General features: G+C 47.3%; 16 protein-coding genes and 1 other annotated feature. Of the genes, 11 read left to right on the top strand and 5 right to left on the bottom strand.

The window, feature by feature from the left end; genetic code table 11:
* Positions 1-44: 44 nt before the first annotated feature.
* Entirely contained in the window at positions 45-173 is a 129-nt protein-coding gene (locus ABC765_RS11015) for a hypothetical protein (protein ID WP_376752211.1), read from the bottom strand.
* Between ABC765_RS11015 and ABC765_RS06485 the strand changes: the two genes are divergently transcribed.
* The 9 genes from ABC765_RS06485 to ABC765_RS06445 all read left to right on the top strand — a co-directional run bounded on the left by ABC765_RS06485 (position 142) and on the right by ABC765_RS06445 (position 12,730).
* Positions 142-738, top strand: a complete 597-nt coding sequence (locus ABC765_RS06485; RefSeq protein ID WP_347979998.1) for a hypothetical protein — start codon at positions 142-144, stop codon at positions 736-738. The two genes, ABC765_RS11015 and ABC765_RS06485, sit on opposite strands and share 32 nt — an antisense overlap.
* 90 nt (positions 739-828) lie before the next feature.
* Positions 829-1,989 (top strand): hypothetical protein, encoded by a 1,161-nt coding sequence (locus tag ABC765_RS06480; RefSeq protein ID WP_347980934.1) that lies wholly within the window; start codon positions 829-831, stop codon positions 1,987-1,989.
* Positions 1,986-3,560, top strand: a complete 1,575-nt coding sequence (gene asp1, locus ABC765_RS06475) for an accessory Sec system protein Asp1 (RefSeq protein WP_347963751.1) — start codon at positions 1,986-1,988, stop codon at positions 3,558-3,560. Before ABC765_RS06480 ends, asp1 begins: the two co-directional genes overlap by 4 nt.
* Positions 3,541-5,028, top strand: coding sequence for an accessory Sec system protein Asp2 (gene asp2 / locus ABC765_RS06470; RefSeq protein ID WP_347979997.1), 1,488 nt, complete (start codon positions 3,541-3,543; stop codon positions 5,026-5,028). Before asp1 ends, asp2 begins: the two co-directional genes overlap by 20 nt.
* Positions 5,029-5,032: 4 nt before the next feature.
* Positions 5,033-5,914 (top strand): accessory Sec system protein Asp3, encoded by an 882-nt coding sequence (gene asp3 / locus ABC765_RS06465; RefSeq protein ID WP_347979996.1) that lies wholly within the window; start codon positions 5,033-5,035, stop codon positions 5,912-5,914.
* On the top strand, positions 5,911-8,289 hold the full coding sequence (gene secA2 / locus ABC765_RS06460; protein WP_347979995.1) for an accessory Sec system translocase SecA2: 2,379 nt from the start codon (positions 5,911-5,913) through the stop codon (positions 8,287-8,289). The genes asp3 and secA2 overlap by 4 nt, the downstream gene beginning before the upstream one ends.
* A gap of 42 nt (positions 8,290-8,331) precedes the next feature.
* The gene (locus ABC765_RS06455) at positions 8,332-8,544 is read left to right on the top strand and encodes a hypothetical protein (protein ID WP_347979994.1); all 213 of its coding nucleotides are present in this window, start codon (positions 8,332-8,334) and stop codon (positions 8,542-8,544) included.
* Between the two features lie 107 nt (positions 8,545-8,651).
* Positions 8,652-8,903 (top strand) — a binding site (T-box leader).
* Positions 8,904-8,967: 64 nt separating this feature from the next.
* Complete coding sequence (gene asnA / locus ABC765_RS06450) at positions 8,968-9,978, top strand: aspartate--ammonia ligase (protein ID WP_006500929.1); 1,011 nt, start codon at positions 8,968-8,970, stop codon at positions 9,976-9,978.
* Positions 9,979-11,311: 1,333 nt separating this feature from the next.
* Positions 11,312-12,730, top strand: a complete 1,419-nt coding sequence (locus ABC765_RS06445) for an NAD-dependent succinate-semialdehyde dehydrogenase (protein ID WP_006500933.1) — start codon at positions 11,312-11,314, stop codon at positions 12,728-12,730.
* A gap of 148 nt (positions 12,731-12,878) precedes the next feature.
* Here ABC765_RS06445 and nhaC read toward each other — a convergent pair whose 3' ends face one another.
* Positions 12,879-14,264 carry a Na+/H+ antiporter NhaC gene (nhaC, locus tag ABC765_RS06440; protein ID WP_347979993.1) on the bottom strand — a complete coding sequence of 462 codons (1,386 nt, stop codon included), beginning with the start codon at positions 14,262-14,264 and terminating at the stop codon, positions 12,879-12,881.
* 505 nt (positions 14,265-14,769) lie between these two features.
* Between nhaC and ABC765_RS06435 the strand changes: the two genes are divergently transcribed.
* Together ABC765_RS06435 and ABC765_RS06430 are read left to right on the top strand one after the other, a co-directional pair.
* Complete coding sequence (locus ABC765_RS06435) at positions 14,770-15,186, top strand: (deoxy)nucleoside triphosphate pyrophosphohydrolase (protein ID WP_347953357.1); 417 nt, start codon at positions 14,770-14,772, stop codon at positions 15,184-15,186.
* Positions 15,187-15,188: 2 nt separating this feature from the next.
* Positions 15,189-18,149, top strand: coding sequence for a DEAD/DEAH box helicase (locus ABC765_RS06430; RefSeq protein WP_347979992.1), 2,961 nt, complete (start codon positions 15,189-15,191; stop codon positions 18,147-18,149).
* Positions 18,150-18,249: 100 nt separating this feature from the next.
* Here ABC765_RS06430 and ABC765_RS06425 read toward each other — a convergent pair whose 3' ends face one another.
* The 3 genes from ABC765_RS06425 to ABC765_RS06415 all read right to left on the bottom strand — a co-directional run bounded on the left by ABC765_RS06425 (position 18,250) and on the right by ABC765_RS06415 (position 20,817).
* Positions 18,250-19,074, bottom strand: a complete 825-nt coding sequence (locus ABC765_RS06425; protein ID WP_347979991.1) for a putative hydro-lyase — start codon at positions 19,072-19,074, stop codon at positions 18,250-18,252.
* A 285-nt stretch (positions 19,075-19,359) separates the two neighbouring features.
* On the bottom strand, positions 19,360-19,686 hold the full coding sequence (locus ABC765_RS06420) for a hypothetical protein (RefSeq protein ID WP_347979990.1): 327 nt from the start codon (positions 19,684-19,686) through the stop codon (positions 19,360-19,362).
* The gene (locus ABC765_RS06415; protein ID WP_347979989.1) at positions 19,687-20,817 is read right to left on the bottom strand and encodes an ATP-binding protein; all 1,131 of its coding nucleotides are present in this window, start codon (positions 20,815-20,817) and stop codon (positions 19,687-19,689) included. It abuts the gene before it with no gap.
* Positions 20,818-20,962: the final 145 nt, after the last annotated feature.

The raw sequence follows: 20,962 nt of genomic DNA, 5'->3' as shown, positions 1-20,962 counted from the left end.
GTCAGTGCCTCGACATCAACCGTGACGGCTGCTAACTCAGCAAGTCAGTCAACGTCTGCTAGCGCTTCTGCCAGTGTAGCTGCAGCAACGACCAGTACCACGGCCCGGAATCGAGTTATGACACGGTTGGCTGCTGTATCGATGGCAACTTCATCAACTTCAGCTAACGTCAACAGTACGTCCAGCCCAATTCAGAGTTCGCAAAGCGCGTCAACGGCAGCTTCGCTAAGCATGATGCAGTCGGCTTCACGGAGTCAGGCAATTTATGAGAGCCTGCTTGCTTCACGTTCAAACAGCTCGTCCAACGTAATCAGCAACTCAACTTCGCTTAACAGCCAGCTTTCAGCATCCAAGAGCAATTTTGAATCGTTGAGTGCTTCAAATTCAATGAGCTTGGAAGTTTCGGCTACTGAAAGTCAGACGCTTTATGAAAGCATGTTTGCCTCACGTTCAAACAGCTCATCAAACGCAATCAGTAATTCGACTTCGCTTAACAGTCTGCTTTCGGCATCTAAGAGCAACCTGGACGCAGGCAGCAGCTCGATTAATGGCACGACTCAGCAGAGCGCCGTGGAGACACTGGCAGTTGCCGATTCGATGAGTGATAACCAGGCTCAGCAGCTTTCTGATACAACGAACTCGCTTTCCGTCAGTGCAACGTCAAGTCAAACTCAGCAGCGTAATTCTGGACTTTTGAACACTTTAAAGACGATGCTAGGTTTTGGTAAACGTCAATAATTTGGCTAGAAAGTGCAGGAAAGAGATTTGCAAAGAAAAAAATTAAATGTTTCGACAAAAGGATTCCTAAAAAAAGCGCTTTTCACGGTGATGGCAATTATTGTCTATTCATTGGGCAATCAGATACCGATTCCGTTGGTTAAGATGACAGTTGAATACCAAACCATGATTCGTCATTACCATATGGGTATGCTCAGCATCTTGACTGGTGCCAATCTGCCGGATTTATCGCTGTTTTCACTGGGATTCAGTCCTTATATGGCCGCGATGATGATCATTCAGCTGCTGGTAATGATGAAATGGTCGATCGTCGAGGAAATATCACAGCGTCAATTGATGTATCTGCAAAACTTTTTGTCGCTGCTTTTTGCCTTGATTGAAGCAGCCATTATTGCCAATGGTTTTAGTCTGGCAGCCGGCAGTGATCATTTATTGAAGGTTTTGATGATTATCGTAACCTTGACGGCCGGCGCGATGTTCGTTCAATGGCTGGGCAATGTGACTACGATTTACGGTATTGGTGGCATGGTGGTCCTGATCGTCGGCAATATGCTGCATTCCAATATGAATCGTTTGGTTCTGCCTTGTCGTCAGCTGTTGAAAATGAAAAATGGAATCTGGCTGCTGGCGGCACTGATAATCGGCAGCCTGTTGATTGCCTGGCTGACGATCATTTTCCATGCGGCTCACTATGAAACCAAACAGATCCAAATTTCATTACCAAGTCAGATTGAGCCGACTGTGTTTCCGATTGGCTTTAATTTAGGAACGATGATGACTTTTATGCTGGGGATGTCTTTTCTGGTTATTCCTTCGCTGGTGGCATCGTTGTTTAAAATGCCGGCCTTTTGGAGCAGTCCTAAATTTCAGATTGGCTTTGCGATCGTAATGACGTTTTTAATCGACTATTTCTTTGCGTTTGTCATGCTTAGTCCACGTCAAATCGCCAAGGGTATGCGGCATAGTGGTAATTACCTGCTTGGGGTAGAAATTGGCAAGCCAACGCGGCGTTTCATCAGACGACGCCTGGTTTTGTTTAACTTTTTCAGTGCTTTGGTTTTGGGATTGCTGGTTGGCCTGCAGATTGCGGGTAGTCTATTAGCTCCTAAGATCTGGCAGCCGCTATATGCACTGCCGATTTCAATCGTAATGATGGTACTGTTTATGGAATCCTTGGTTGAAATGCTTAATGAGCTGACGATTCCTAAACGTTATCAGAAGCTTAAAGAAGGGATCTTAAAAAGCATATGAAGTATTTTGTTCCGTCTTGGCATCTTGATATTGGCGACTGGGCCTCCACTCAGCAAAATATTACCTTTGATGATGCAATTGGCAATATGCGAATCATGAATCACGCTGATGAAGATTATGGCTTGATCATTGGGGACTATAAGCCACAATTGATTACCCAGTTGAATGCAGAAGGGGTTGCGCCGACTGATACGCTGGCGGCCTTCGATTGGATTCAAGATACTGCTTTGCAAGACAACAGCCGAATCGTGGATATCCAGGACTTCAACTGGCCTAAGGGAACCTATTTTGAGTATGGACCGTTCAGTGTAGACGCTATTTGTAATGATGAACATATCGCACGTCTTTTGTTCAATAATATTGGTCAGATTCTGCGGATTGAGCGGTGGCAAAACGGCTATCATCAAGAAGATATCATTATGGATACGCGTGGCTTTGTCTCAAGCATCCAAACGTTTGATAAACAGAACCAGCTGCAAAAAACGATCTTCTTTAATCTGCATGGTGAGTGGCGCGTAATTGAGGATGCCCAAACCGGTCGCTGTCATATCAATTCACGGTATCAGGGTGATTTTACCCAGTCAGATTATGCCAGCCGTCACGATTTGATCAATGAAGCAATTGCCAATTTGATCCAAAAACGACTTGATAAAGATAGCGACCAGATCGTCTTAACGGCTGATGATCAGCAAATAATTGACTTAAAACAGTTTAATGGTTTTAAAACGATTATTCAGGCGAGTCAGTGGCATGCCAATGATCGCTTTTGGGAGCCGATGAATGGACGAACTGATTTAACGATCGTCACGGATTCAGAGGCTGCAGATCGCCATGTACATAAAATCATGGGCGATCAAATTGAGACCTATCTGCTGCCAACGTTTGCCTCACAGTTTAGTCTTGGTCATAGCGATGAATACACGACCCAGACGATTCTGCTGTTTGTCAGTGAGCAGACGACAACGTTGAATTTAAGAAAAGGCTTAGCTCAGCTCATGGAAATGGTTGATCAAAATCAAAACAGCGAGCGGCTGCAGATTGCGGCCTATGATGAGCAGTTATTGAGTCAGGCTCGCCAAATCGCTCAAGAAATCGCTCAGAACCATCCCCGGCTTTTGATCGATCCAGAAGAAGAGCAGATGACGTCCAATCCGGATTTGGTTGATAAAGATATTGACCCACGGATGGGAAAACAGCAGCATTGGCAGCCAATACCGATCTACACCAAAAGAATCGTACAGACGACCGACCTGCTGCAGCTGTTAGATCAAGTCCGAGTAGTCGTGGATCTGGGCAACAACCCGGATTCATACGTTCAGATGGCTTCAATCAGCGTTGGTCTGCCACAGATCAATCTGATCAAAACCGACTTGATAAGAGATCATGAAAATGGCTTGCTGCTTGCCAACGTTGCTGATCTAACCGCAGCTCTGCAGTTTTATTTGGGCAGCATGGAGAACTGGAATCGAGCGCGGGTTGACGCGGTTCAGCAGATCAACAACTATTCAGGAAAACGGATTTTGCATAATTGGCAATTGCTTTGGAAGAGGTGTGCACGTTTTGAAGCTTAACGTTTTACAGCTTGGAAAAAATAATTGGCAGACGGCTTATCAGATTCCAGCTGCTTTAAACTGGTATTTTAACGATCTAAGTTGTTTAGATGACCCTAAAGCCCGACTGCAGCTGATAATCATTTCAGAATCCGTCGCCTTGGCACCGGCTGACTGGCAACTTTTACAGCAGCGCACCGATCCATATAACGTCATTCAGACTGTGGATTTGGCGATTGAAGACGATCATCTGGCAGCCTTTCTGCAAAAAATGGCGGCGCGGCAGCTGACTATGCCGATTCAAGAGTTTATCAACAATATTGAGCATTACTATTTTGTTGGTCAGCAGGGGATTAGTCTGACACCGGCGGCATTGATGTTTGACAGTAAGTTTCGCGATATGATCCATTATGAGGATTCATCTTGCGTGGAGATGCAGATTCATACGCCGGATTGGCAGCCACTGGCCAGTTCACGCAAGAATATCTACGTTGATCCGGGTCGTCAATTGGAAGTCTGGCCCCAGTTTCAAAAAGATGCCGATGTGGAGCTGAAATATCGATTTGCCGTTGTTTATGGCGAGAAGCGGCGCGTTTTTGAATTTACCGAAGAGCAGCTCAAGAGTCCGCAGATCGTTGACACAAAGATTTCCAACGATCATCAATACATTACGATGGCCATCTATGTCCGCGGCTATGGTCGGTTAAGTCTGGGCAACGTAGAGTATCGGTGGACGCGCTATGGCCTGGGAACTTATCTGAATGGGGGGCAGAGCTTAGTCGATCCCAAGACGAGAGAGGAACTGGCCTACTACTTTAATCCTGGTGATCTTAAACCGCCGCTATGCGTATACTTTGCCGGTTATCACTCCAAAAAAAGCTTTGAAGGATATTTTATGATGCGTCGCTTAAATGCGCCATATCTGCTGATTACCGATTCCCGGCTGGAAGGTGGCCAGTTTTATACGGGCGAGTATTTTAATCAAGCCATCCCTAAAGTAATCGATCAGTATCTGCAGAAGCTGGGCTTTACTCGTCAGCAGCTGATTCTATCGGGAATCTCAATGGGAACGTATGGTGCGCTTAAGTTTGGCGCTTTGATGGGCGTGCATGAGGTGATTGCGGCTAAGCCATTGGTGCATCTGGATTCAATTGCTACGCGCAGTCGTCTGGCCCGTCCCGATGAATTTGAGACGGCATTTGATATCAAGCGCGCCATTGAGGCAGATGGACAGGTTGTTGATGATGAGATGCTTTTGCGGCTGATGGATCAGCAAGACCTGACCAAAACCAATTTCAGTATTGCCTATATGGAAAACGATGATTATGATCCCACGGCTTTTGCTGATTTAAGCCGCCATTTGCTGACTCGGGCCAATCGCTTGAACAGCTATAGTCTGCCTGGACGTCACAATGATGACAGCGCGGGAATGCTGCAATGGTTTTTGATGCGCTATCGTCAGATTCTGCAGCATGATTTTGGGAGGTGAGTCGATGCGAATTATCAACTATATCTACTGGCTGCCGCAAAATGACACCACCTATCGTTATGGCTCACGAATCGATGCCTACGATAATCAGGTGATCCATTTTGAAAACGAGTGGATGGCACCAGGACGAGCAATGATTTCGTGGTATTCAGCGGTTAACTATCAAGCCAGCCGTTTCGTGCCCCAGCTGCCGATTCTGCGTGGCGGGGTCGAGTATCGCATCAAGGCCAAGTATATTGCCAAGCCGGCTGATTCGGTAATGCTGCGAATCATTTTTTATGATATCCAAGGCGAGATTATCGACCAGAAAATCGCGCATGGCTGTCAGCTCAACTTTACCTATCCGTATGCGGCGACTCGTTATGAGGTGCAGCTGATCAATGGCGGCTGTCGTTCAATTACCTTTTGGCGGCTGGAACTCACGCATGCCTTTACTGAACAGACTGGCAATCTGATGTTTTATGCCCCTAAAAAAATCGATCAAAAACAGCCAATCAACATTATGCTGCTGCGCTCACTTAGAACGGCAATGATTCCCAGTGAAGAAATCAAGAAAAGTCATGACGTGCCGAACCTTTCCTTGATGGTGGTTGCCTGGCAGGAGATCGATCAGGTTGACAGTGAGTTGCTGACTTATTTTGAAAATCTGAAAGAACGTCGCATAAACTTTATCAGTACGGCTCATCGTTTAAATCCGGTCGTGCGCAAATTGGTTAAGAAAAGCCCTTATTGGCGAGGATGGCTGATTGACGCGGATGTCATGCTGACTGATTATCGGCTGAGCAATTATGAAATGACCGGCAGTGAGGGCCATTTCTTTAAGCACTTGGAATTAGTACCAATTCAAGAGACGCTGAATCAGATTAAAGATGAATTAAAGAGGTGAGAACGACGGCATTTTCATTTGAACTGCAGCGTGCCAGGCACATCCTGACCAAGGTGAATGCCTTGGCGCCAATGATGCGGGAAATGAGCGATCAAGAACTGCAGGCTCAGACCCCGCGCATGCGTAAAATGCTCAAGGGCGGCAAATCCTTAAACAGTCTGCTGCCAATGGCGTTTGCGACCGCGCGTGAGGCAGCCAGGCGCGTCTTGGGGATGTATCCTTATGACGTACAGGTGATCGGGGCCATCGTTCTTCATCATGGCTGGATTGCCGAGATGAAGACTGGGGAAGGCAAGACGCTGACCGCGGCCCTGCCTCTTTATCTCAACGGTTTAACCGGCAAAGGAGCAATTTTGGTAACGCCCAGTCGCTATCTGGCTCAGCGTGACCAAGAAGAATTAAGCGTCCTGTATGAATGGCTGGGATTGACCTGCAGTCTTGGTTTTGATCCCGATGATGAGTCGGGCAATCAGGCAACCGTTGCCGACAAGCGAAAATGGTATCAAGCCGATATTCTGTACACGACCGGCAGCACACTGGCGTTTGACTATCTGTTCAATAATCTGGCTTCACGGCCCGAAGATCAATATCTGCGACCTTACAACTATGCGATCGTTGATGAGGCCGACGCGGTGTTTTTAGACGGGGCCAATTCGCCAATGGTGGTTGCCAGCAAACCGGAACTGCAGTCAAATCTTTATCGCTTGACTGACGAGTTTGTGCGCAGTCTGGAGCCAGGAACCGACTATCGCCGCAGCCGGAACCATAAATCGGCCTGGCTGACTCATCAAGGTGTTTTAAAAGCGGAGCAGTGGTTCAGAATTAAAGGTCTTTTTGATGACCGGCACCGTGAATTGTATCGACACATCAGTCTGGCTCTGCAGGCGCATTTCGTTCAGCAGCGTGGGCACGACTATATGGTTGAGGATGGCGAAGTGATCTTGCTGGATGAGGCGAATGGCCGTTTAATGCGCGGAATGAAGGTCAACACCGGGATTCAGCAGGCCGTTGAACAAAAAGAGGGCGTCAAGATTTCTGATAATCGGCAGGCCGTTGCTTCAATTACCTATCAAGGCCTGTTTCGGCTGTTTAACAACGTTGCTGGAATGACGGGGACTGCTCGCATTGCAGCCGATGAGTTTATTGACGTCTACAAGATGAAAGTCGTCCAGATCCCGCGGCACCGTAAAAACATTCGTAAAGATCATCAGCCGCGCGTCTATCTTACGACCAGCGAAAAACTGATTGAAGCGATCAAGCTAGCCGAAAAGCTGCATCAAAAAGGGCGGCCGATTTTGCTGATTGCCGGTTCGGTTGAAAACTCGGAAATCGTTTCTGAGATTCTGCTCAACCGCGGGATTCCGCATAACCTGCTGAATGCACGTAACGAAGCCAACGAAGCCGCGATTATTAAAAACGCGGGACAAAAAAATGCCGTAACCGTGTCAACCAACATGGCGGGGCGCGGTACCGACATTAAGCTTGGCCCAGGCGTTGCCAAATTGGGCGGTCTGGCCGTAATTGGTACTGAAATGCTTGATCCGCGCGTTGCTGAGCAGCTGCAGGGGCGAGCCGGCCGCCAAGGAGATCCGGGCGACAGCTGGTTTTTCATTTCGCTGGAAGACAATTTTGTTTCGCAAAACAGCAGTCCCGTGATTCGCAAATACTATCGCCGCCACATCAAACATTTCAACCACCAGGCCAAGCCTCACCGTCTGCACAATCCTCGTATTTTGCTGTCGCTGCTGCTTTTACGTGATAAGGTCATGGTCAGTCAGCGCCAGACCCGCGCGCGAATGTACAGTTATGAGAACAGTATGCGCTTGGAGCGAATGGCTTTTTATGAATCGCGGGATGCCATCATGAACGCTAGTGACTATCGCAAGACCGCGCTTAACTGGATGGAACACGGTTTTGACGTAATTTTAAGCAAGCGTTCAAGCTGGGATTATGGTCATTTAAAGGCAATGGTTAATCATTGGATAACTTATGATGATGCCCAGATTCCTGCTGACTTGAACTATCAGGATCTAGCAGCGGTCAAAGGTTATCTGATGCGCCGGACCAATGAGATTTTAGATCAGATTGAAGACTCAATTGCTGATCCCAAGCAGATTGATCAGTTTTATCGTTCAGCACTGCTTAAGGCAATGGATGACTGCTGGGTTGACCAGGTGGCCTATCTTGGCTATTTAAAAACGCTGGTCCAGCCGTGGACGCTGCTGCAGCGCAATCCAATGGCAGTCTATCATGAAAAGGCGTATGAACGTTTCAAACAAATGATTGATGCGGTTACTCAAGAAGCGATTCGCAACCTGTTGTTAAGTACGGTAGCCTTGAATGAAGATGGAGAGGTTGTTGTATATTTCGTTTAGACTATCATTTGAAAATCAAAATGATTAGGGAGCTGATTTTAGATGGCAACACACAGAATCAATCACCATGGACCCGATGATTCACTTGATAATGTCGTCGAGCAGCATGCCAGCAAGCGGCTCAAAAAAATTCAAGAAGAACAGGCAAAGGCTTATGAAAGAGGTCATCACCATTCAGGCCTGCCGCGCTTCTTTATGAATCTGGTCGTGATCATTGCCGTCGTGCTGATGATTATGATGATGTTTTGGAAGTAGCTGCGTGGCTGATCAGCTTAGCGATTTTAATCAAAACCATTAAAAAATTAAAAAACTACTTGCAAAAAAATAAGAATGGATTAAAATAAAAAACAATCAAACAGTTTTGAAAAACCATGAGAAAGACGAGTAGCTGTTTTCATTCGTAAAGTGAGCCAAGGATAATGGGAACTTGGCCGACCCTGATGCAGCGAAAAACACTTCCCCGCGTTGCTGACCCAAATGGATTCGTCCAAAGTAGGCTCAGACGTTTTCGACACGTTACAGTCGATGGAGCATGTTTGTGCTCTGATCAAAGCGGTCTGGATATCTCTGGACAACTTGGGTGGCACCGCGGAATAAAGCCTTTCGTCCCATGAAACTACGGGGACAAAAGGCTTTTTATTTTGTCCTCAAGTCTAAGTTTCAAGGAGATTTTTTATTATGAGTCTGATTATTCCAGAACACTACGATCCAAAGCTGTCAGTCCGTGAGACCGAAGCCGCTATTCGCTACATTCGTGAAACCTTCCAAGATGAGATTGGACGCGAATTGAACCTGCAGCGGATGAGTGCGCCAATGTTCGTCGAAAAGAAAACTGGTTTGAACGATAACCTGAACGGGGTAGAGCAGCCAGTTTCGTTCACGATGAAGGAACTGCCAGGCGAAACGATTGAAGTCGTTCACTCGCTGGCCAAGTGGAAACGCTATGCCTTAAAGAAGTACGGCTTTGGGATGCATGAAGGCCTCTACACCAACATGAACGCCATCCGCAAAGACGAAGATCTGGACAACTTCCACTCCATTTACGTTGACCAATGGGACTGGGAAAAGGTGATCGCTAAAGAAGAACGAACCGAAGAAACCTTAAAGGCCACGGTTAAAAAAATCTTTAAGGTTATCAAGCACATGGAACATGAAGTCTGGTACAAGTTCCCGCAAGCCGTTCACCATCTGCCAGATGAGATTCACTTCGTTACGACGCAGGAATTGGAGGATCGCTGGCCAGATCTGACGCCAATGGAACGTGAAGATCGCATTGCCAAGGAACTCGGCTGTGTCTTTGTCATGAAGATCGGTGACAAGCTGCGTCGTTCCGGCAAGCCTCATGATGGCCGCGCCCCTGACTATGATGACTGGTCTTTGAACGGCGACATTATCTTCTGGTACGAACCGCTTGACTGCAAGTTGGAAGTATCCAGCATGGGGATTCGGGTTGATGAAGATGCAATGCGCTACCAGCTTAAGGAAGCCGGCGAAGAAGCTCGTGCCGAACTGCCATTCCACAAGATGCTGTTGAACCATGAACTGCCATACACGATTGGTGGCGGGATTGGTCAGTCGCGGCTGTGCATGCTGCTGTTGGGCAAGGCACACGTTGGCGAGGTTCAGGCAAGCATCTGGCCAGAAGACATGCGTGAAAAGTGCGAAAAAGCTGGCATTCAACTGCTGTAATCAAGCGGTGTCGTGCTGAATCTAGTTTTTCAACTGCTATCAATAAGCGGTTTGGCATAGTGGGCAGCAGATTGGTGATTGCGACATTTGCATTCTGATTGGATCAGTCTTATTTGCGGACGAACTTCCTAACCTCAGTATCACTTTCTCAGAGTCAGCAGAACAGGACTGAGCTAATTTGAAATGTAAAATGCCAATGATCAATGTGTGAAATGGCGAAACCGTAAAACCGAGATACGGAAGGGAAGATCCCGACTGTGTCTCGGTTTTTGTTTGGCGTTAAACGGCTCGCCTTGGGAAAGAAATGGTGATCACCACGTATTATGCAAATAATTTTGCATAATACATATGACAAAAATCTCATTACCTACTTTTTTCGAAAAACCAATGCATAGTAGGTAAAAATTAATGTATATCGAGTTAGGTACACCTAACATTACCTACTATTTGAAAAAAGTTGCCCAATAGTAGGTAGTTCACAAAGTCGGTCTGAGCCAATCAGCTTCAAAATATGCATCTTTACCTACTATTTTGGCAAAAGGCGTCAATGGTAGGTAAAGTTGGGCCGGTCGAATATACATTTACCTACTTTCCGTAAAAAACCAAGGAATAGTAGGTAGTTTCCGGGCTGCCAGCTTGTCAAACCTGATTTTCTTCACAAACTGACGATCGGCTCATTCTTCCATGGCTGTTTGGCTAATGCTCCTTGTGATGCACTATTAAATCAATGAATCGCATGACTTTCATTGATTTGAGTTATGGCATTTGACACAACATGCTTGCGAGCTTGACGAATCAGCGGGTGGTTGATGTCATTATGAGATATTTCGAGAAACTTTTTTAGCTAAGATTTAATCGTCTAATCATTGCGACTGGATCGTCAGCTGAAAGATGCAGCTTAACTTTTACGACAGCAGTTGGTGGTTGACCCAAAACTGGCTTCATGCGGTGATAATAATCATTCTCGGCATTAAAAATGTTAGGCAATAATGATTCGCATTAAATCTAGTAGGCAAACAACGGCTAATAATGGTGTCAATATCATTAAATGGATCGGGATTAATTTTGACCTTTACTGCTAATCGTAATTGATGTGAATTTATGAACAAATGATCATTTGATTAAAAATAAAAATTAAAACTTATAGAATCCCATTACATCAATGTTTTTGGGCTAAACAGTGCTCTGATATCAGGACAAAATTTGATTAAATCATCGCTAATACGTGACATTTTTAATTTTCTGACTAAAATAGAGTCGTAAACGATTTCAAAGCCAGACGCATAATCGTTTATCAAGTTCAATGCTGCTAAAGAAAGGGGTATTTTCAATAATGGCTTATCAATCAATCTACCCATATACGGGCGAATTGAAAAAGACTTATGAAAATCAGAGTGATGAATACGTGGAAGACAAGCTGCAAAAAGCCGATGCTCTGTACCACGAATGGCGCAATCAACCACTCGACGGCCGGGCCGAGATCCTTCACGCAGTTGCGGACAATTTGATGAAGCATCAAGATGAACTGGCAAAAGCAATGGTTCAAGACATGGGGAAGCTTTTTGGCGAGGCAAAAGCTGAAGTTGCTCTGTCAGCAATGATTGCCAACTGGTATGCCGATAATGCCAAGGACTTGCTGCGGCCACAGCGCGTCTACACGATCATGGGTGACGCACACTACGAATACCATTCAACGGGGGTCATCATGGCGGTTGAGCCCTGGAACTTCCCATATTACCAAGTCATGCGCGTGTTTGCGCCTAACTTTATGCTGGGCAACCCAGTTATGTTCAAGCAGGCCAGCTCTGTTCCGACCACGGCTTCACTGTTGGAAAAGTACACCTTGGAAGCTGGCGCGCCGGAAGGATCTCTGGTTAACCTGTTCGTTACCTATGATCAGATTGAAAAAATCATTGCCGATCCACGAGTCAGCGGGGTTGCCTTGACTGGGTCTGAACGAGCGGGACAAAAGATTGCTGCTGAAGCCGGTAAGTATTTGAAGAAGAGCACGATGGAGCTGGGCGGCTCGGATCCGTTTATTGTTTTGGATGATGCTGACCTGGATGACATCAAGAAGATTCTCTACATGGCCCGGCTGTTCAATGCTGGCCAAGAATGTACCTCAGCTAAGCGGTTTATCGTTACGGAAAAGAACTACGACCGGTTCCTGGAAATGCTGAAAGAAGAATTCAGCAAGGCTAAGATGGGCGACCCGATGAACCCTAAGACGACCTTGGCACCGCTAAGTTCTAAGAGCGCGGCTGATGATCTGCACCAGCAGGTTAAAGACGCCATCGCACATGGGGCTACTCTGGCTTATGGTAATCTTGACGCGCCGACGCCAACGCCAAACGGTTTCTGGATGCCGGCTGTGATCCTGACCGACGTTACCCGCGACAATCCAGCCTACTACCAAGAATTCTTTGGTCCAGTCGGGGTTGTCTACAAGGTGGCTGACGAAGAAGAAGCCATCAAGCTGGCCAACGACTCGCACTATGGCTTGGGTGGACAAGTCTTTGCCGGTCATTCCAAGCACGCAGCCGAAGTGGCATCCAAGATTGAGACCGGTGCCGTTTACTGCAACAACTTCCGGGGCTCGATTCCTGAATTGCAGTTTGGTGGGGTCAAGAATTCCGGCTATGGTCGTGAACTAGGTCGGGCCGGGATTCTGGCGTTTGCCAATGAGCAGATGATTATGCGCAATCCATACGACAAGATCGATCTTAACCATACGATTGGCGGTTTTGTCTAGGATTTAATCGAGCTGGCCATTAAAGTAAAAAAATGGCAGATTGCAAGAATCCTCCAATATATATGTAGGCATCAAGTCATCTTGACCTGGTGCTCTCAATAAAAAACTGCCGGGCTGATTATCAACTCGGCAGTTTTCTTCATATTTATTATGCTTTTGGTCCGTGACCAGGCTGCCATTTGAGACCGATACCTGAAAAACCGCTCAAGATTGAGAAAAGTGGCGACAACAGACTAAACAGGGTAAATGGCAGGAATTCCAATACCGGGACACCCAGGGCAGAGGCAACGAATGAACCGGCCACGCCCCAAGGAATCAGGTAGTTGATGACGCTGCCCCCGTCTTCCAGCGTTCGACTCAATGCCAACGGGGAAAGACCAATGCGCTTAAAGGCTGGCTTGAAGGCATTCCCAGGCAGGATGACGGAAAGGTACTGCTCGCCGACGAACAGGTTGACGCCGATTCCCGCAAAGATCGTTGCCGTGATCAGACGGCCTGGTTTGTTTAATTTAGCTACTAAAGGCTTCATGGCGCTTTCAATGATTCCCATGTGCATCAGAATCCCACCAAGGGCCAAGGTCATGATAATCAGAGAAACGGTCCCCATCATGCTGGAGATGCCGCCCCGGGTCAGCAGTGCATCGACGGCCTTGTTACCGGTCTTGGAGACAAAGCCGCTTTCGATCAGGGTGGCAAATTTAGCGACACCCAGCTGTGGATTGTTGATAAAGATCATCACGGTTGAAACGATGATGTTTAAAAACAGGGTAGGAATGGCCGGCATCTTTTTCCAGGCGCAGATAAACATCAAAACGATTGGCAAGGCCGCCCACCAGGAAACGGCAAAGTGTTTGGTTAATGTGGAACTGACTGAAGCGATGCTGGCAAGTGACGTTCCCTTATTGCTTTGGCCCAAGAAGAAAAAGACGATCAAAGAAACCAAGAAAGCGGGGATGGTGGACCACATCATATTGTTAATGTGATCAAACAGGTCGTCTTCAGCAACGGCCGAGGCCAGGTTGGTCGAATCAGAAAGCGGCGACATCTTATCACCAAAAACGGCACCGGAGATAATGGCCCCTGCCGTTAAAGCTGGGTTAACGCCTAAAGTTGATCCCATCCCAAACAGGGCGATTCCCACGGTCGAAACGGTGGTGAATCCAGAACCGATTGCCAAGCCGACCAGTGAGCAGACAATGAAGACGGATGGCACGAAGAAACGGGCACTGATTAAATGAAAACCTAGGACCATCAGTGAAGGGATGATCCCAGCTTGAATCCAAACGGCAATCAAAGTCCCAATCAGAATAAAGATAAAGATGGGAATGATGGCAGTGGAGATCCCCTTGGTAATTCCTTTCATAATGTCATCCCAAGATACGTGGCGCAGGGCCAGCCAGAAGACCAGGAACGCGATCACGGTCAAAACCGGTACCTGTGGCGAAAGACCGAAGCCAATTACGCCACTGCCCAAGATAACCAGCATGATCAACAGGATTGCAACAGATTCTTTAAATTCAATTTTCTTAGTCATATTATCGACACCTCATGTTTTAAGCTGATTTATTTAACGGCATTTGGATTGTAGATAATGACTATAATATCGTTTCATAATTTTTCTCCCCCTCGAGCAAATAAAAAGGCGCTCCGACTAGATTAAATCTAATCGGGACGCCTAAACGTGGTACCACCCAACTGAAAAGAGTCAACGACAGCTTTTCACTCTTGCCAGTTGCTAACGGTACCGGCCCAATCCGTACGGGCTTATTTTGTCGGGTATTTCGCAGCAGACACCCTGTCCGGTTCGCATCGACCACCGGTTTTCTGAACGCTGAGGTGCAGCTCTACTTGACGACCACTCGTAAATTTCATTGGCATTAATATATCACCGAAAAAAAAGAATAGCAAGTTTAATTCTGATAATTTTTTAATTTCATTTTAATACAAGCGCTTTCTAAATGAAGAATAAAAAGTCGCTGGATCATTATATTGGCGCGCTTTATAATGAAATTAATCTATGCAAAAAGGAATCAGTAAACATGACCAAAAAAATAAATGTTGTTGGGGCAGCCATCTTAAATGAGCAGCACCAGATTTTAGCAAGCAAGCGCAGCGATGATCGGATTTTAGGCGCGTTATGGGAGTTTCCCGGAGGCAAGATTGAGCCGGGCGAAGATCCCAAGACAGCCTTAAAGCGCGAACTAAGAGAAGAATTCAATGATCAGATCGAAGTCGGCAGCCAGGCCGCGCCAACTGCCATCAAGCAATATGATTTTGGCGAGATTCATCTTACGGTTTATTATGCCAAACTGGACACGCATCATTTTGATCTGATTGCTCATAGTCAGGTCAAATGGTGCGATCAATCAGAACTGATGCAGCTGCACTGGGCCGATGCCGACTTGCCGATTGCCAAAGCCATTGCCCAGGCTGATCTGGGAAAGGCGGCGTTTTAACCATGGCTGGCGTTGACTACGATCAGATTTTAAAACGCTTGCGATCAGGCGATAACGATCAGCTGGTAGAAGAAATCCATGGCTCGCTTTTAAACGGCTATGTCGATCAAGACGAATTTGCCACGGTTGGCGATCTTGGCCCCAAACTGCTGACCAATCAAGCGGGTAACCAGATCTGGAACCAGCTGCGTCATGAACTGCAGACTTGTCGCAGCTATATCTTCGCGGTGGCTTTTGTGACGGACGCAATGATCTCATGCTTAAAGCCGGTCTTCAAACAGCTGGCTGATCATGGCGTACAGGGCCGCTTATTGACTTCTGACTATCTGTACTTCAATCAACCCAAGGCCTTTAATGAGCTGCTCAAGATTCCAGGCTTGACGGTTAGGATTGCCAAGGTGGATGGGTTTCATCAAAAGGGCTATATTTTTCAACACGACGGCTATCAGACGATCATCATCGGCAGCGCCAATCTGACTGAGAACGCCTTGATGCGCAACTATGAGTGGAGTCTGCAGGTCAACTCGCTGAACAATGGCGACATTACGCGGCAAGTCAGTGAAAATATCGAGGATGAATGGCGAAACGCGCAGCCATTGACCAACCAGTGGATTGCGCAGTACCAGCTGATTTATCAAAAGAATCATCAAGCGGCGCAGACCGTAGCGAAGATGGTTAAAAATGGTCAGCCAGAGATTAATGATGAGCGAATCGAACCTAATCAGATGCAAAAAGATGCCCTGGCACAGATTGCTCAGCTGCGTGAAGCCGGCAAGGATCGTGGCCTGGTGATTTCAGCAACGGGGACGGGCAAGACCTATCTGGGAGCGTTTGACGTGCGCAGTGCCAAGCCAAAGCGGATGCTGTTTTTAGCCCATCGTGAAGAAATTCTGCGTAAATCGGCTCGCAGCTTTCAAAAAGTAATTGGCGGATCAAAGCATGACTATGGTCTGTACACGGGCAATGCGCATGAAAAAGATGCCAAGTACCTGTTTGCCACGGTTCAGACACTGCAGGACGATGCACGTCTACAGGAGTTTTCGCCGACCGAGTTTGACTATATTCTGGTTGATGAGGTTCATCATGCTGGTGCCAGATCCTATCAAAAGATCATGCATTATTTCAAGCCTAAATTTTATCTCGGGATGACGGCTACCCCAGAACGGAATGACGATTTCAGTATCTTTGAGCTGTTCGACTATAACGTTGCCTATGAGATCAGACTGCAGCAGGCCTTGGAAGCCGACATGCTGTGTCCGTTTCATTATGTCGGCATCAGTGACTATCAGTTTGCCGATACCAAGGTCAATGATGAGATTGCCAGCTATCAAAATGCCGCCAGCCATCATAAAAAAGAGGTTCAGGCAATCGAGCATCTGACCAGCGCGGAACGGGTGCGCTATATTCTGCAGCAGACAGAATACTATGGCTATTCGGGTTCCAAACTGCATGGCTTGATCTTTTGTGCGACGGTGCAGGAGGCCAATCAGCTGGCAGCAGAATTGACCAGGCAGCATCATCCAGCTAAGGCCCTGGCCGGTGCGGATTCAATGAGCGTTCGGCAGCAGGTGGTCAAGGAACTGGAAAGCGGTCAGATCGAGTATATCGTCACGGTCGATCTTTTTAACGAGGGTATCGATATTCCATGCGTCAATCAAGTCGTTTTTCTGCGCAGCACCAATTCCAGCATCGTCTACGTCCAGCAGCTGGGTCGTGGTCTGCGGAAGGCTAAGGATAAGGACTACGTTGAGGTGCTTGACTTTATCGGCAACTATAAGAATAGCTACATGATCCCGATTGCCTTGACGGGGGATGCCTCATACTCCAAAGACAGCGCGCGGGAAACCGTTGAGATTGAGCCGACGATTGGTCTGTCAACGATTGCGTTTGATGAGATTGCCAAGGAACGGATCTATCAGTCGCTGCGTCAGGTGAAGCTGGATGACATGCGCAAACTAAGGACCGTCTACCAAAACATGAAATATCGCGTTGGCCGCGTGCCGCGCTTGCTTGACTTTATGACTGCCGATTCGATTGATCCCGAGATTTTGGCCAATAAAAAGAAGAACTACGCGCAGTTTTTGATTGGCGAAAAAGAACCGGTTGAGATCAGTGATTATGAAAATCGCCTGCTGACCTTCTTGGACGCGGAACTGTTAAATGGCAAGCGGCGTCACGAGCTGATCTTATTGGATGACTTGCTGAGTCAGACGACGGTTACGGAAAAAGAGCTTATGCAGCAGCTAAAAGAGGCCGGCTGTCTGGTTGATGAGGCAACGCTGGCTTCGATGCGGCGCGTTTTGGATCTAACCTTTTACAATAAGAATGCCGCGCCGTCTCGTGCTGATTATGGCGGCCGCCCAATCGTGATTTTTGATCAGACAGCGCGGAACTATCGGCTAAATGATGAGCTGCGCGATTCGCTAAAAAACGATGCGTGGTTCAGCCGCCTTTGGCAAGATGGCATCAAGACCGGGCTTTTGCGGGCCAAACGCTACCAAGCGGATCAGCGGTTTACGCTGGGTGAGAAGTACACGCGCAAAGACGTCATGCGCCTGGTCAACAATGCGGTCAATACAACTGCGCAAAATATTGGCGGCTACTTTTTTAATGAGCATGATGGCGTGATTTTTGTTACTTACCATAAGGCTAAAAACATCAGCCGCTCGATTCAGTATGAGGATCAATTTTTAAACGATCACGTCATGCACTACTTTTCTAAGGGCAAGCGGCGCCTGGACAGTCCTGATGTCAAGAAGTTTATGGATGGCAAGCGGCAGCTGGCACTCTTTGTCAAAAAATCAGATGCTGATGACGACAAGACCTTTTACTATTTAGGCACGTGTCGCTATATGCCGGGATCAGCCCGTCAAGAGCAGCATGATGGCAAGCCGATCGTTTCAATGAATCTGGAGCTTGATCAGCCAGTTTCTTATACGCGCTATCACTCGCTGATTGACTAGTTTTAATCAAAAAATGCACTGGCTTGAACTTTTCGCGGCAGTGCATTTTTGATTTGGTCAGCTGCTGGCATTTGATTGGATGCCAATCCGCTGCTTTGGGCTATTTTGGCTGATGCGCGTCAAGGTACGCATTGAGATCAGCATTCTTGACATCGGTAATAAACATGTGCCCCGGCGCGTGAGTAATTACTAATGGGAGGCCAGCGTTTTCAATGGCTGCCTGGGGAGTAACGCCGCATGGCCAAAAGACCGGCACCTCACCAGGCTTGATTGAATCAGCATCGCCATAGTCCGGATGAGCAAGGTCAGCGATTCCGATTGCCTGGGGATTGCCGATCTGCAATGGCGCGCCGTGAACGTTTGGCATCTGTGCCGTAATCTGGCGGGCCAGCTGAGCTTTAGCCGGCGACATGGGCCGCATTGAAACCACCATGGGACCCTTGAAACGGCCGACGGGATTGGTCATTACGCTAGTTTTGTACATGGGGACGTTATGCTTTTCAGTTAGATGCCGAATCTCGATGCCAGCTTTGAGCAGGGCTTCTTCAAAAGAAAATGAGCAGCCGATTAAAAAACCGACCATATCAGGATGCCAGTACTCACTGACATCCGTTGCTTCTTTGGTAAACCGGCCATTTTCATAGATTCGATAACGCGGGATGTCCGTGCAGATATTGGCATGCCGGGCAATCGTTTTGGTCAGTGGGGCTAGTTCAATGGTTTCTAATAAGGGGCAGGCTTGCGGATTTTGCCGGATCCATTCACGAAAATCACGAGCATAGATTTGCGGCAGAATTACCAGATTGGCCTGCGCGTAGCCGGCTGCCATGCCAGCAGTGGGAAAGTCGATTTGACCAGTACGAATCTTTTGGCGGACCTGGGCTGGCGTTTGCTGGATGTATGGTCGAATATCAAAAGATGGCATGCATTTCACCTCTTTGATTATAAAATGATGTGAAGATTGGATTTGCATTAAATGATAGCTGTTGAATGATCATTTGCAAACCCATTTTGCTGGTAAACTGGCTAAATTAAGCAGTCAGGGCCTGAAACTTAACTCAGTCGGCTCTTGATCAACGTGATGGTTAAAAATAACACAGCTGTTTTGGACAAGGCATGGTTATTGCCCAGTCAAACGACCAGCTGCATCTGGTGAAAAATTAAGTAATGGAATAAAAAAGAGTCGGCAGAAACTGCCGGCTCTTTTTAATCAGGATTTTTTGGCAGCTGCCGATTCGATCTGGATGATCTGCGGCTGCGCATAGTCGAAGCGATGGTCAGTACGGTGGTCATGCCATTTTACGATCCCAATTAAAATCAAGATAATAACGATCGTATATAGCAGGGCCGAACGACTGGAAGGACGATCAACCATGGCCGCGCTGCGATACCAACGAAACAGCCAGGCCAGCATGCTATAGACCAGAATTCCGCAGACTACGGCAAAAATAACGGCCCACATAAACGTCGTGGCCATCGCCATTACGATTCCCGCGGCGATTAAAAATAAAACCATCAAAACGATGAACAGGCACATTTAAAAATCCCCCTTGTTGTTTAACCAGCCAGGCAGCGGTACGTCGATTACGCGTGGCGGCTGATTTAATTGACAGGCAACAGCTTGACCGATCCCCAGTCCGCTGACGGTGGCGACTAATTGTGCATCCAGATTGAGACTGCTGATTTCTTCGGGACTGGCCAGATGGTGAACCAGCAGATTAGGAAACTGAGAGCGCAGTTTGGCTGGCAGGTCTAATGGTGATTGCGTGGTTAGAATCATGTTGAGTCCAACCTTGCGACCTTCACGCAGAACTTGAAAAATTCCGTTTTCAGCCAGCTTGGTCTCGTTGGCTGGGAGATAGCGGTGAGCCTCATCAATTATAATGTTGACGGGAAAAGCCGCGTTATGCTGCAGACGGTGCTCCAGGATGCGTTTCATTAACAGCGAGATGACGGCCCGTTGACCAATCGCGAGCGTTTTCAGCGCGGAAAGGTCGATTACCAGCGTTTTGTGGGCGCTGCGCTGATTTAAAAACATCTGCAGCACGAAATTGAGCTCGGTTTTAACCTGCTGAGGCTGATGAATCGTACCGAACAATTTCCGCACTGCCAAGCTGGCCAGCAATTCTCTTAGCTGAATGATTTTGGGCCATGCTGCCGCGATCAGCTGCCGGTCATAGGTCTGGCCAAGCAGCTGATAGTCGGCGCGCTGATCGTCATATGGGATCACCAATTCTTCAATTAACTGGTCGGGCAGCAGCTGAACGGCATATGATTTTGACCAGCGACCAAGTTTTTCCAGTTCCTGCTGGTGAGCAGCGATTGGCTGGCTGATACGCTGATAGCAGCCAGGATGATTTAGCAGATTGTTTTGAATGCGCAGGTCATTGACTGCTGAGGCGGCGGCTGTGTTGAGACGTTCGTCAAAATGCAGTCCCAGCGCCTCAATCAACTGAGCAGCCGAAAATTCACCAGGTTCCAGGTAGGCATTCTCTCCCAAGCGATAAACGATGGCATTTGGCAGCTGCGCGTATTCACCGGTAGGATCCAGGACAATATTGGCTTGACCGCTGCTTTGCAAATGATCCAGCAGCGTTAACGTCGAGGTTGTCTTGCCGCTGCCAGTCTGTCCAATGATCAGCAGATGTCTTTTTGTCAGCTCATTCATGCATTCATCCCCTAGTTTCATCATTATAATATTTTAATTATATATAAGAAGAACTTAAATTGTCATAAATGTTGTCATTAATTTTAAACGGCCGACATTGACTTAAGATTCTAAAACAATGCAAGCGGATCCATAAGTGTAATAT

The sequence above is a fragment of the Limosilactobacillus sp. WILCCON 0051 genome, from assembly GCF_039955095.1.
Taxonomy (GTDB): Bacteria; Bacillota; Bacilli; order Lactobacillales; family Lactobacillaceae; genus Limosilactobacillus; species Limosilactobacillus allomucosae.
Note: the sequence above shows the minus strand (reverse complement) of the source record. Positions and strands in the feature narration are given on the sequence as shown.

Bases quoted from the DNA above. Each gene is read 5' to 3' on its own strand.
- asp3 (WP_347979996.1), top strand. From the start codon at position 5,033: ATGCGAATTATCAACTATATCTACTGGCTGCCGCAAAATGACACCACC.
- asp1 (WP_347963751.1), top strand. From the start codon at position 1,986: ATGAAGTATTTTGTTCCGTCTTGGCATCTTGATATTGGCGACTGGGCC.
- ABC765_RS06425 (WP_347979991.1), bottom strand. From the start codon at position 19,074: ATGCCATCTTTTGATATTCGACCATACATCCAGCAAACGCCAGCCCAG.
- asnA (WP_006500929.1), top strand. From the start codon at position 8,968: ATGAGTCTGATTATTCCAGAACACTACGATCCAAAGCTGTCAGTCCGT.
- nhaC (WP_347979993.1), bottom strand. From the start codon at position 14,264: ATGACTAAGAAAATTGAATTTAAAGAATCTGTTGCAATCCTGTTGATC.
- ABC765_RS06485 (WP_347979998.1), top strand. From the start codon at position 142: ATGGCAACTTCATCAACTTCAGCTAACGTCAACAGTACGTCCAGCCCA.
- ABC765_RS06480 (WP_347980934.1), top strand. From the start codon at position 829: ATGGCAATTATTGTCTATTCATTGGGCAATCAGATACCGATTCCGTTG.
- ABC765_RS06430 (WP_347979992.1), top strand. From the start codon at position 15,189: ATGGCTGGCGTTGACTACGATCAGATTTTAAAACGCTTGCGATCAGGC.
- ABC765_RS06415 (WP_347979989.1), bottom strand. From the start codon at position 20,817: ATGAATGAGCTGACAAAAAGACATCTGCTGATCATTGGACAGACTGGC.
- ABC765_RS06455 (WP_347979994.1), top strand. From the start codon at position 8,332: ATGGCAACACACAGAATCAATCACCATGGACCCGATGATTCACTTGAT.
- ABC765_RS06435 (WP_347953357.1), top strand. From the start codon at position 14,770: ATGACCAAAAAAATAAATGTTGTTGGGGCAGCCATCTTAAATGAGCAG.
- ABC765_RS06445 (WP_006500933.1), top strand. From the start codon at position 11,312: ATGGCTTATCAATCAATCTACCCATATACGGGCGAATTGAAAAAGACT.
- ABC765_RS06420 (WP_347979990.1), bottom strand. From the start codon at position 19,686: ATGTGCCTGTTCATCGTTTTGATGGTTTTATTTTTAATCGCCGCGGGA.